Annotated in this window: 9 protein-coding genes and 2 pseudogenes; 9 read left to right on the top strand and 2 right to left on the bottom strand. The window is 35.4% G+C overall.

Annotated features, from left to right (window positions below; genetic code table 11):
- Positions 1–15: 15 nt before the first annotated feature.
- The 3 genes from JV528_RS14190 (at position 16) to nikA (ending at position 2,342) form a co-directional block, all read left to right on the top strand.
- Positions 16–156, top strand: coding sequence for a hypothetical protein (locus tag JV528_RS14190; RefSeq protein ID WP_260049541.1), 141 nt, complete (start codon positions 16–18; stop codon positions 154–156).
- 156 nt (positions 157–312) lie between these two features.
- On the top strand, positions 313–669 hold the full coding sequence (locus JV528_RS14185; RefSeq protein ID WP_000215216.1) for a DUF488 domain-containing protein: 357 nt from the start codon (positions 313–315) through the stop codon (positions 667–669).
- Positions 670–866: 197 nt separating this feature from the next.
- Positions 867–2,342: a nickel ABC transporter substrate-binding protein gene (gene nikA / locus JV528_RS14180; protein WP_069993939.1), complete on the top strand. Its 1,476-nt coding sequence runs from the start codon at positions 867–869 to the stop codon at positions 2,340–2,342.
- Between the two features lie 314 nt (positions 2,343–2,656).
- On the opposite strand, the pseudogene JV528_RS14175 reads toward nikA, so the two are convergent.
- Positions 2,657–3,799: pseudogene (locus JV528_RS14175) on the bottom strand (PrsW family intramembrane metalloprotease).
- A gap of 455 nt (positions 3,800–4,254) precedes the next feature.
- On the opposite strand from JV528_RS14175, the gene fadX reads away from it, so the two are divergent.
- The 6 genes and pseudogenes from fadX to JV528_RS14145 all read left to right on the top strand — a co-directional run.
- The gene (gene fadX, locus JV528_RS14170) at positions 4,255–5,817 is read left to right on the top strand and encodes a fatty acid degradation protein FadX (RefSeq protein ID WP_065315775.1); all 1,563 of its coding nucleotides are present in this window, start codon (positions 4,255–4,257) and stop codon (positions 5,815–5,817) included.
- A gap of 25 nt (positions 5,818–5,842) precedes the next feature.
- On the top strand, positions 5,843–7,348 hold the full coding sequence (gene fadD, locus JV528_RS14165) for a long-chain-fatty-acid--CoA ligase FadD (protein WP_001008398.1): 1,506 nt from the start codon (positions 5,843–5,845) through the stop codon (positions 7,346–7,348).
- Positions 7,349–7,459: 111 nt separating this feature from the next.
- On the top strand, positions 7,460–8,671 hold the full coding sequence (gene fadE / locus JV528_RS14160) for an acyl-CoA dehydrogenase FadE (protein WP_000142189.1): 1,212 nt from the start codon (positions 7,460–7,462) through the stop codon (positions 8,669–8,671).
- A 185-nt stretch (positions 8,672–8,856) separates the two neighbouring features.
- On the top strand, positions 8,857–11,118 hold the full coding sequence (gene fadB, locus JV528_RS14155) for a 3-hydroxyacyl-CoA dehydrogenase/crotonase FadB (protein ID WP_204177099.1): 2,262 nt from the start codon (positions 8,857–8,859) through the stop codon (positions 11,116–11,118).
- Between the two features lie 29 nt (positions 11,119–11,147).
- Positions 11,148–12,332: a thiolase family protein gene (locus tag JV528_RS14150; protein WP_001154639.1), complete on the top strand. Its 1,185-nt coding sequence runs from the start codon at positions 11,148–11,150 to the stop codon at positions 12,330–12,332.
- 298 nt (positions 12,333–12,630) lie between these two features.
- A pseudogene (locus JV528_RS14145) lies at positions 12,631–12,735 on the top strand (hypothetical protein); the annotation flags it as partial.
- 181 nt (positions 12,736–12,916) lie between these two features.
- Here JV528_RS14145 and JV528_RS14140 read toward each other — a convergent pair.
- The coding region (locus JV528_RS14140; protein WP_162664988.1) for a hypothetical protein at positions 12,917–13,060 on the bottom strand (144 nt) is incomplete at its 5' end.

The following is a 13,060-nucleotide window of genomic DNA, read 5'->3' as shown; positions in this document are numbered from 1 at the left end:
AATTATACGGACTTTATCTTATATTTCGTAAGTATTGTTACTGCAAATATTATTGTTAAAAATAATAATTTAATTAAAACATTGATACAAACCATAGCCGGGTACATGGTCTTTGCAATTGGTTTGAAGTATTTAACTAAACGTAAAAATAAATGACATCTATACAAAAACAGCTATGACTTTACTTTGTCATGGCTGTTTTTTAATTGGGAGTTGGACAGAAATGATATTTTCGCAAAATTTATTTCGTCGTCCCACCCCAACATGCATTGACGTATGCTCACTGAATTTCATAAGAAAGGAGTTCACAAGATGACCGTAGATATTGGACGGATTTATGACAATAAAGATAATACCGACGCTATTCGTATCCTAGTCGATAGAGTCTGGCCAAGAGGTATTTCGAAAAGAACTGCAAACCTAGATTATTGGTTAAAAGACATTGCCCCTTCTACTGAGTTGCGACAATGGTTCCAACATGATCCTAAACTTTTTGGAGCTTTTAAAGAAAAATACGAAAAAGAATTACGTGATCAGGATGCACAAAAAGATGCTTTTGAAAAATTAAAGGATATTGTAAATCAGCATAATCATGTTCTATTGTTATATGCAGCAAAAGATACTAAACATAACCAAGCTGTAGTACTACAGCAGCTGCTCAATACTTAGGTATATATGTTTATCGTGAATCACTATACATGTCGCTAACTTCATTTCTAATATTTATTTTTAAAAAGCATAATTACTACAATTAATTGAACTTTGATAATTACTAAACTTGAACAACATTTTACTTTAACAAAATAAAGTTTTAAAATATTAATTATTGGGTTTTACATAGTAATTAGAAAGAGAGTGTTAATGAAATGAAGTTTAAAAGACTAGCAACTATATTTTCTGCAGTATTAGTGTTATCAGGATGTGGCTCAATGCATTCATCTGGCAAAGACTTAAATATTTCGTTACCGTTAAAAACAAAGTCTATTGCACCTTATGAAACAGATGTACCAGTTAAGATTGGTGCTGCAGAATCATTATTTAAAACAAATGATCAAGGAAAAATAGAAAAAGTATTAGTGAAATCGTATCATCAACCAAATGATACAACGTTAGATATAGAATTAAAAGATAATATTAAATTTCAAAACGGTCAAAAATTGACTGCAGAAAAAGTGAAATCTAGCCTTGAAAATAGCATGAAAAAAAGCGACTTGGTCAAATATTCATTACCAATATCATCAATTACCGCTAAAGGTCAAAAACTGACAATTAAAACCAGCTCCGCTTACCCTGAACTTGTATCTGAATTAGCTAATCCTTTTATGGCAATTTATGATACAGATGCTAAATCAGATGTTAATCAAACTCCTGTTGGTACAGGCCCTTACCAAATAAAAGATTATAAGCAATCTCGAAAAATATCATTGTCGAATTTTAAGGACTATTGGCAAGGTAAACCGAAACTTGATCATATTACTGTGACGTACCAAGAAGACGGCAATAATCGCGTCAGAAATTTAGAATCTCAAAAAGATGATTTAATAACTGATGTCCCAGTTAATAAAGTTCAAGACATAGAAAACAATCAAAATTTAAAAGTGTCAAAAGAATCTGGATTTAGAACTTCTTTAATTATGTATAATCATACTAATAAAAAAATGACTAAATCCGTTCGTGAAGCATTAGATCATATCATTGATAGACAAGGTATTGCAGATCATATTTATCAAGGTTACGCGAAACCTGCAACGAGTCCATTTAATGATAAAATTCCATATATTAAAGAACCTAAGTTAACCAAACAAAATATCGAACAAGCAAAAACGTTATTAGCTAAAGATGGTTATACAAAAGAACACCCTTTAAAAATTAAGTTAATTACGTATGACGGTCGTCCAGAGCTATCGAAAATTGCGCAAGTATTACAATCAGATGCTAAAAAAGCTAATATTGAAATCGACATTAAAAGTGTTGATGACATAGAAGGTTACTTAACAGACCGTTCTGCATGGGATGCAACGATGTATAGTTTCGGAACGATTCCTCGTGGAGATACAGGCTATTTCTTTAATCAAGCATATAAAAAAGATGGTGCTATTAATAAAGGAGACTACAATAATAGCAACGTTGATGCTTTAATTAATCAATTGAATCACACTGTAGATGTTAAGGAACGTCACAATATTTCTAATGATATTATTAAATTATCAAGTCGAGATGTACCAAACAGTTATATTGCTTACAACGATCAAATAGTCGCTGCTAACTCTAAGGTTAAAAATTATAAAGTAACACCTGAAGGTATCTATTTAATCGATTATCGAACAACGATTGAACGATAAGAGAGTGTGGGACATTGATTTATGTCTCAGCCCTGCTTCAACTATAAAAACCACGCCGAAGTCATTCAATATGATTATGGCGTGGTTTAATTTGCTTATATGATTGTATTAATTTCTGTTTGATGAATTTCAATAAAATGATTATTACATACTTTCAGTGAATCATGTTCATTTTATATAAACCTAATTGTCACTATTTGTTTAACGTGAAACACTTTTTTAACTCCAAAAAAGTATTCCACTTCCACTCTTTTAAAGACTAATTATAAAAATAGCTTATGTCACAAACATATGCGCAACATAAGCTTTAATTATTATTCGTCTACTTTTTTCTGTTGTTCTTTAAATTCTTTCTGCAGTAAATTCACTTGTTTTAAACCTGCCCCCATTAAAATGAATACAAGTATCTACACAATAACGATTAAAATAAATATTTTCAACGTATCACTGCCAAGTATAGTTAAAGATGTATCCCAAATGCCATGTAAACCAACGGCTGATAAAAAGAATATTAAAAAGCGTTTATCAAAAATATCTTTGAATTCAAAGCCATGCTGTTCTTTCACAATAACTATTGCAGCACCAACAATCGCTGACCAAACTAAATGACCACCAATCGCAGTCCACGCACGTGTGAAGACAATATCTAATAGTGGGACATTTTCCCCTAAAGCGAAATTCAAAATATAACCTGCTGATTCAAAAACTGCGAACCCTGCACCAATAGCAGCACCGATTAATAATCCATTCAAAATCTTATTTGTTTTCAATTTATTGACGAAATAAACAATAATGAGCGCTTTTCCAGTTTCTTCAACTAATCCTACTAAAAATGCATCGAAAAATGTTAAAGAACCAAACCTTTCGAATTGATCACTAAAAACGACAAATCTATATAATACCATCGTACTTAGTAATGAAAATACGCCGCCAATAAAGAACATGATAATAACTTCAAAAATGCTAATATTTTTAAACGCATTTGATTCATAAAAGAAGAACAAACCCGATAATGGTACTGTTAAAGCTCCTATAAAAATGAGACCCGGAATGGCGTTAGTGTTATTAAAAATCGCTGCCATGACCCATAATCCAATAAATGTTACTGTGAAAGCGATGAATACTCGAGAAAAGAGCCATGGCTTCCCCCATTCTTCTGATATGTCACAAATTGCTGGCGTAGTTTTAGCAGTACCCGCTATAAATATTTCATCTGCTTCGTTTTTAGTATGTGGCTTAAATACTTCAGAAAACATATCTTTTAAATTAAGATTTAAGCTTTCATCATTGCCCGCTAGTCTACCGATTGATTTGGTTGCATTATCAAATAAACTTCTTGCTTCATTTTTTAAATCTGCATTTTGAGCTGTTTCATGCGCTTTGTCTTCCATTTGTTTATCGATAGATTCATTATGTATGTCGGACGTCTTAGTTGATTGTGTAATTGCTGATGACATCACCTCTTCACCTGTATTAGGTGCAACTGATTGCGTTTGTGTTGTCTCTTCTTTTTCTGTATTTCTTCGATGATTAAGACCTTCCATAGACTTTCCTACTTTCACTTTTTATAATAAAACTATTTTAATTTAATATTGATGGATTTTCCATATTTTAATATAAATACTTTGTTCGATTGGGCGCCTTGTATTCCATATTTGAAAATCAAAACCTATTTAACTTTTTATATTCCGAGCAATATTTTTATATAAGTATTTTAATGATATTCAATTCATTACAAACCCTTGATATTACAATTGTTATCGACCATTAAAATGTGTCTATACTGTGTCTATTATCAGAATAAAAAGATATTTCTAATTGATTTTAAACGCCGTTATGTTATATTTCTTGTAAGGGTTTACACAAAGTGTAAAAACGCTATATTTTATCAAATGTGATGGAGGTGACTTGCTTGAAACAAATCACATGGCACGACTTACAACATATCATTAAGGATGGTGATGTGATTGGTTTACCAGCATTAGCTGTAGCCAACTTACCCGCCGAAGTTCTACGTGCTGTGTTAGCGCAACATGACACATATCATACGCCCAATGATTTAACGTTTATATTAGCGAATGATATCCATAGTTTAGGTGCCGCACCGGATTTAGATGATTTTATAGAACGTCGTATGATTAAACGTGTCATTATGAGCATTTTAACGGCTTCTTCCAAAACGGCACAAGCAATGAAAAATAATGACATTGAAGCTTATTTTTTACCACAAGGTATCATTGCAACTCATTATCGTCAGAGTAATCAATTATTACCTGGAGTTATTACTAAAATCGGATTAAACACAGCTGTTGATCCTAGATACGGTGGCGGTAAAGTAAATACACGAACAACTGATGATTTAGTTTCATTAGTAACCATCAACGATGAAACATACTTACACTACACATTCCCTAGCGTTGATGTGGCACTACTGAGAGGAACATACGCAGATCCACAAGGTAACATTTATTTAACTCAAGAAGCGTACTTGAGCGAGTGTTATCATGTCGCATTAAACACGAAAGCCAATCATGGGAAAGTTATTGTACAAGTTAAAGCTTTAGTTGACGACTATCAACTAAAACCGAATGAAGTTGTTATCCCAGGAAATCTTGTCGATTATGTATACGTCACAGAAGATGAAAAGAATCACCGCCAAGTAATTCAGAGTCATTATTTACCAGCCTTGTCTGGAGAAGAACGAATTGATGGAATACCTGAACCCGCATTACCTTTTAATAGTCGCAAATTGATTCTCCGACGTGCTGCTCAGTTTTTAACTTATGGCGATACAATTAGCATCGGTTATGGCATCAATAATGAACTCTCTAATTTATTGCATGAAGAATGTGTTGAACATGATGTGCAACCGATTCTAGATGTTGGCATTTTCGGTGGATTCGTTGGGAGTCGTGAACATTTTGGTATGAATTACAATGCAGATGTGCGCATGCCTCATGATCGAGCATGGGATTTTATTTATAACAATGGTGTATCAGTTGCCTATCTTAGCTTTGCTGAGGTTGATCAATACGGCAATGTCAACGTGTCTTACTTCAATGACCGACTAAATGGATGTGGCGGCTTTATAGACATTACACAATCTGTAAATAAAATTATCTTTTCAGGTACTTTTGTAGCTGGCAGTCATGTCACATGTCATAATCAACGATTAAACATTGAAACTGAAGGACAAAACCAGAAATTTGTATCAGATGTGAGCCATATCGACTTTAATGCACAATATTCACAATCACTCGAGCAAGAAGTCTATTTTGTTACTGATCGTGCAGTATTCGAGCTCACCAATCAAGGCTTGAAACTAATTGAAATTGCACCAGGTCTTGATTTGCATAAAGATATTTTAAATCAAATGGCTTTTAAACCAATTATTGCTGATCATTTAAAATTAATTGATACCAGCATTTACAAAGAAAAATGGGGACAACTTAAACAATCAATTCATAAAGTATGAAAGTGAAGCTAAAGGGGGTATACTAATGAATTTCGATTGGATAAAAACGCGTTCAGACTTCGATGATGACAAGCCTGCCGTTATTGATCACGCAAAACAAACATCTTGGACATACCAACAACTCAATGCACGCGCTGATAATATGGCACATTATTTAACATCTCAAGGTGTTAAAAAAGGCGATGTTATCGGTATTTTTGCGCCAAATGATATTGCAATATTAGATTTACTATTTGCTTGTTTTAAAACAGGTGCAGTTTTTTTACCATTGAATTGGCGGCTTAACCCAAAAGAAATTGCAGCCATTGTGGAAGATGCACAATTAAAACTGCTCTTCTATGCTGAAAAACATTTAAGTTCACTCACCGATATTGACCAAAACTTATTGCATATGGATATTGATGTAGCGCAATATGATGAAATCGTAAATCCAGATTATCACCAACCTTTTCAAGCAACACCTGTTGAACCACAAGATCTTGCAGCATTAATTTATACAAGTGGTACAACCGGATCACCTAAAGGTGTGATGTTCTCATATGAATCATTTGTTCATAACGGCGCAAACTTAGAGCTGACGTATAAGTTCAATTCAAACTATATTACGATTGTATCAACACCAATGTTCCATGTTTTAGGATTTAACGATACTGTATTACCAGTATTAATGTCAGGTGGCACACTTATTCTTCAACGTTACTTTAACGGCGAAGAATTGAATGACATGATTGCACAATATCACCCTACATTTATTATCATGATTCCGACAATGTATTATAGTACGCTACGTGCTAGTAATTTTAATCCTGAAAATTTTAAAGCTATGGATTATATCATCCAAGGTGGTTCACAACCATTACCAAGTATTCAAGCAGCTTTTAAACAATATGGCATAAACATTATTAATGGCTATGGCTTAACTGAAGCACCTCTTGTACTTGTTAATACACCGGAAAATTCAAAACGTAAACCAATGAGTATTGGTAAAGCAGTCATGTTTGTTGATGCACGTATCCTTGATGATAACGGTGAAGAAGTACCTACTGGTGAGATTGGCGAACTTGCAATTAAGGCTAAAAATGTCACGCCAGGATATTGGAATAAACCAGCAGAGACTGCCAAAGCGTTTCATGGTCGTTACTTATTGACAGGAGATTTAGCAAAAATGGACGACGATGGCGATATATTTATTATTGACCGCAAAAAAGAATTAATCATAACTGGTGGCGAAAATGTCTTACCATCCGAAGTCGAAAATGCTTTAGCTGAGCATCCACTAGTAGACCGGTGTGTGGTCGTTGGCTATGATCATCCAAAATATGGTGAGTCAATTGCTGCAGCCATTATACTTCGCGAAGATGAACCAAATTACGCTGAAATTTTAGATCAACATATGCGAAGTCGTTTAGCAGGTTATAAAGTCCCAAGAATGTATGTACCAGTGACACATATGCCGTTAAACAGTACGCAGAAACCAGATAAACTTGCGATTCGACAAATGATGAATGACAAAGTCTCACAAACACTTTAAAGGTGATAAAAATTTTTGATATTTAGTGTAAACGTTTACATGTGAAACGTGTTGTTTTTGAATTAAATGTATTTCACATTAGTATTCATATTATTTTTAGGAGGAATTTATATGACATTTGAAAAAGAAACAGTCTTAAAAACATTATTTCCTGAAGATGTACTTAGTATTGCTAAAGGTTTAACAGACGGTGAAGTCGAATTTTTACAACAAGTAGATTCATTGCTAGAAAGTAAGTACCGTGAAAATATTAATCAACATTGGATAGACGCTACTGTACCCGAGGACTATTTTAAAGATCTGGGAGAATTAAATTATTTTAACAATCCATTACTATACAAAGATCGTCCAAACGCCAAAATGCCTAGTCAACTATTTCAGTTTTTCATGTCTTACCTACTCGCGCGATTTGATATTTCCTTAGCTACCCTACTCGGTGTTCACCAAGGTTTAGGGCATAACACTTTCTATTTCGGAGGTAGCAAAGAACAAATTGCGAAATATGTACCTAAATTACAGTCACATGAACTGCGTACATGCTTTGCTTTAACTGAACCAGAACACGGTTCGGACGTTGCGGGAGGTCTTGAAACAGTCGCTGAACGCCAGGGCGATACTTGGGTTATCAATGGTGAAAAGAAATGGATTGGTGGTGCACATGTATCTGATGTCATTCCAGTATTCGCAGTAAATAAAGAAACTGGCAAACCCCATTGCTTTGTAGTCAGACCAGAACAAGATGGCGTCGATATTGAAGTCATTGATAATAAAATCGCACTTCGCATTGTTCCTAACGCACTAATTAAATTAACTAATGTCAAAGTAGATGAAGCGGATCGCTTACAAAACATAACAAGCTTTAAAGACATTGCTAAAATTCTTTATTCAACAAGAGCAGGCGTTGCCTATATGGCTACTGGTGGTATGGCTGGCGCTTTACGTGCCACATTAGATTATGTCACTGAGCGTAAGCAATTCGGCAAACCAATTAGTAAATATCAGTTAATACAAGAAAAGCTAGCAATGATGCAAGGTAATTTAGCTCAAGCAATGGCAACATGTGCTCAATTAGCTAATATGCAAGCACATGGTGAATATGACGAGGTTGCAACTTCAACGGCGAAGATGATGAATGCCTTACGTTTGCGTGAGACAGTAGCTATGGGCCGCGGTATTACAGGTGGTAATGGCATACTAGCTGACGATTATGATATTGCACGTTTCTTCTCTGATGCAGAAGCGATTTACACGTACGAGGGTACACATGAAATTAATGCCTTAGTAATTGGACGCGCTTTGACTGGAGATTCTGCTTTCGTATAAATAGCAAAGAATTATATGAGATGCATTAATTTCACTAAAAAAGACTTATTTTAAGCATAAAGCTTTTTCCTTAAATAAGAGGCTAAGATGACTGTCAAAGATACTTAATTAATTTTATAAAATAGCAACGTTATTCCAATTATCTTAATGGTTATCTTATCCTCAACTAAATTGGAGGAATCACTATGACAATTAATAAAGTAACCGTTCTTGGCGCAGGCACAATGGGCGCTCAACTGGCAGCACTCTTTGTGAATGCTGGACTTAAAGTAAAACTATTAGATATTGTAGTGGACAAAAACGATCCAAATCTCATTGCGAAAAAATCTTACGATAAAATTACAGATAAGAAACGACCGCTACTATTCGACTTAAATCTAGCGAGTCATTTAACATATGGTAATTTTGATGATGACTTGGTAAATGATGATGCTGATTTATATATCGAAGCAGTCAAAGAAGATATTGAAATTAAGCATGCTGTTTGGCAACAAGTTCTACAACATGCTAAAGAAGATGCTTTATTCGCCACAAATACATCAGGTATTCCAATTAATGCGATTGCTCAAGCATTTAACGAGAAGGATCAAGAACGATTCTTTGGTCTACATTTCTTTAACCCACCACGTATTATGAAATTAGTGGAGTTAATACCTACGTCACACACGAAGGAATCTATCATATTAGATGTAAAAAATTTCGCGCAAAATGCGTTAGGTAAAGGTGTCATAGTCGTCAATGATGTGCCTGGCTTTGTCGCAAATAGAGTCGGCACGCAAACAATGAATGATATTATGTATCGCGCCGAGCAACACAAGTTAAGCATTGTAGATGTAGATGCTTTAACTGGGCAAGCGATTGGTCATCCTAAAACAGGTACATATGCCCTATCTGACCTAGTCGGTTTAGATATTGCAGTGTCTGTAATTAAAGGCATGCAACAAGTACCTGAAGAAACACCTTATTTTCATGATGTCAAAATTGTAAATACGTTGTTTGAAAATGGCGCACTCGGACGTAAAACGAAACAAGGATTTTACAAAAAGGATAAAGAAACTAAAGCTCGACTTGTTTACGATGTTGAAAAGCAAGATTATGTACCTGCATCGCAACCACAATTACCAATTTTAAATGAATTTAATAAAGACTTAGTGCATAACCTTGATGTCATATTCAATGCGCAAGACGAAGCGGGACTATTTTTATGGGAGACATTACGTAATAATTTCTATTACTCTGCTATCAATGTACCTAAAGCTACCGATGATTTCCGAGACATAGACCGTGCGCTTGTCTGGGGGTTCAACTGGAAACTTGGTCCATTCCAATTATGGGATGCAATGGGATATGAACGTGTTAAAACACGTATGGAAGACGAACTTGGAGACTTACCACAATGGATTAGTGATTTAGATGGTGGCTTTTATAAACAAGATGAGACCATTGAATATGCAACACCTGTTTCTCACTTCGTAAAAGATGAACTTTGGGATAAAGGTGATGCCAAACTTTCCGTAACTCATGATAATCAACTGCTACTGAAATTACAAAGTAAAAATAATGTCATTACCGATGAATTCAACGATGCGTTAGTTGATGCGATTGATTTACTGGAAAATGAACATTACACAAGTATGGTTATTTATGCAGATGGTAATAATTTCAGTGTGGGTGCTAACCTTTTCTTAATGAAAAAGGCACATGAAGACGGTCTTGTAGATGATGTCGTTGCACAATCAATTGATAAATTGCACTATAGCTTTAATCGTTTGAAGTATAGTTTGAAACCAGTAGTCACAGCTGTTCAAGGTCGTGCCTTAGGCGGTGGCTGTGAGCTTGTACTTTACTCACCTATTGTTGTCGCTGCAAGTGAAACATATATCGGTCTTGTTGAAGCAGGTGTTGGCTTATTACCGAGTGGCGGTGGCCTTGCAGAAATGGCTGATCGCATATTACGCACATCGCATAAGTTTGATGACAAACAAGCTTCCATGACAAAAGTACTGACGAATATCGCATTTGCGAAAGTCTCTACAAATGCCTTTGAAGCACGTCGTTATGGTTATTTACGTGATACAGATACGATTATTTTCAATACAGCACAACGTGTCGAAGTTGCGCTCAAACGTGCGAAATATGAAGCAGAAACAAACTATATTCCGAATCCTAGACATCAATATATCGCTTTAGGCGAAGACTTCAAAGCATTGATCCAAGGACAATTAGATGCGCAAAGACGGGGTCATTTTATTAGCGACCATGATTATCATATTGCCTTAAATATCGCCACAATTTTAGCGGGTGGTGATTTACCAAGAAATACATTTATCAATCAACGTTACATTCAATCGTTGGAGAAAATTGGCTTTATTGACTTACTAAAATCTAAAAAATCATATGAAAGAATTGCGCATATGTTAAAAACTGGTAAGCCATTACGTAATTAAAAGATAGTCATTAAGAGAGGATGATAACCATGCAAGAAGCATACATTGTAGCTTATGGGCGTTCAGCCGCAGCGAAAGCAAAGCAAGGCGCATTATTCCACGAAAGACCTGATGATGTCGCAGCCAAAGTATTACAAGGCGTATTGAAACGTATTGACGGAAAATTCAATAAGAATATGATTGAAGATGTCATTGTTGGTACGGCTTTTCCAGAAGGATTACAAGGACAAAACATTGCACGAACGATTGCATTGCGTACGGGATTATCTGACACGGTACCGGGTCAAACAGTGAATCGCTACTGCTCATCAGGATTACAAACCATCGCGATTGCAGCCAATCAAATTATGGCTGGTCAAGGAGATATGCTTGTAGCTGGTGGCGTTGAATTGATGAGTGCCGTACCAATGGGTGGCAACGAGCCCACAAACAATCCTACCTTACAATATGATGATATAGGTGCGTCATATCCTATGGGTTTAACTGCTGAAAATGTAGCATCCCAATTTGACGTATCACGCGAAGATCAAGATGCTTATGCTGTCAGAAGTCATCAACGTGCCTATGACGCACAACGTGATGGTCGGTTCAAAGATGAAATTATTCCAATACAAGTAAACTCAGTTGAATATACAAACGCAGGACCAAAAGTACACACAAATATCTTTGACCAAGATGAATTTATACGACCTGACACCACGATGGAGGCACTAGCCAAATTACGTACAGTATTTAAAGCTGACGGCACTGTGACTGCAGGAACATCTGCCCCACTTTCTGATGGTGCAGGATTTGTAGTTTTAATGTCTGGAGATAAAGTGAAAGAACTCGACGTGACACCTATTGCACGATTCGTTGGTTATAAGGCAGTAGGCGTTGACCCGAAAATTATGGGTATTGGGCCTGCATATGCGATTCCTGAAGTATTGTCACTCAGCAATCTATCTGTTGAAGATATTGATTTGATCGAATTGAACGAAGCATTTGCTTCTCAAACGATTGCATCTATTAAAGAAGTAGGTCTAGATATATCACGTACGAATGTGAATGGTGGCGCTATTGCTTTAGGTCATCCATTAGGTGCTACAGGAGCAATGTTAACCGCGCGTTTACTTAATGAAATGGGTAGACGTCCCGATAGCCGTTACGGCATGGTTACGATGTGTATTGGTGTCGGTATGGGTGCAGCTGCTATATTTGAGTATGTGCGTTAGAATGGTTGATTTTGGATGAAGCGGATTCGTTTGGTTACTGAATGAGGTAGGTTGAAGTTGAAGCGGATTGAAGCAGTTTCGTTTTATTATTGAAGCTGTGTGAAATATAGTGATTGAACCAAAAAGTGGTTTAATAGGATAGCGGGTATTTCCGTTTTAGAATTTAACATTTACACGTCTAATTTTAATCATTGTTTTAAATTTTATGAATCGAAGCCCTTTGATTTAATAATATTTGCTAATGCTAGTAACTTATCTGATTGTTCATGTTTAAAATAAAGAAAACCACTCACATCAGTGTGTTCGAACTAGACTTGTAAGTTCCAGTTCGGTACGACTTTCTAAAGCAATTATTATTGCTGTGATTGTCGTATATCACATAGATGTGCGTGGTTTATTTTAATAGGTTAGTAATATATTAGGTCATGTTATGTTTAAGACTATAATGAATAAATAATTTAGAAATATGCTTTCGATTGTTCGATGCTTTAATTCAGTTAGAAGCATCATAGAATGCATGATTACTGTTGTAAAGATACGTAATGTTTTGTATTGACTGTATGTCTATGGATAGAGTTATAAACTTATTTTGTTACTCTAGGACCATATGTCGCAGTACCATCTGCATGTGTTGTTACATTGTATGCATTTGTTTTACTTGGCTTGTTGTATGTCGGACGAGCGCCGTATGACACTTGACCGTTTCCGTGTGTTGTTACGTTATATGC

Source organism: Staphylococcus sp. GDB20D11A (assembly GCF_016893255.1).
Lineage (GTDB): Bacteria > Bacillota > Bacilli > Staphylococcales > Staphylococcaceae > Staphylococcus > Staphylococcus aureus.
This window is presented reverse-complemented; position numbering and strand designations above follow the sequence as displayed.

Bases quoted from the DNA above. Each gene is read 5' to 3' on its own strand.
- JV528_RS14185 (WP_000215216.1), top strand. From the start codon at position 313: ATGACCGTAGATATTGGACGGATTTATGACAATAAAGATAATACCGAC.
- nikA (WP_069993939.1), top strand. From the start codon at position 867: ATGAAGTTTAAAAGACTAGCAACTATATTTTCTGCAGTATTAGTGTTA.
- fadD (WP_001008398.1), top strand. From the start codon at position 5,843: ATGAATTTCGATTGGATAAAAACGCGTTCAGACTTCGATGATGACAAG.
- fadE (WP_000142189.1), top strand. From the start codon at position 7,460: ATGACATTTGAAAAAGAAACAGTCTTAAAAACATTATTTCCTGAAGAT.
- fadB (WP_204177099.1), top strand. From the start codon at position 8,857: ATGACAATTAATAAAGTAACCGTTCTTGGCGCAGGCACAATGGGCGCT.
- JV528_RS14150 (WP_001154639.1), top strand. From the start codon at position 11,148: ATGCAAGAAGCATACATTGTAGCTTATGGGCGTTCAGCCGCAGCGAAA.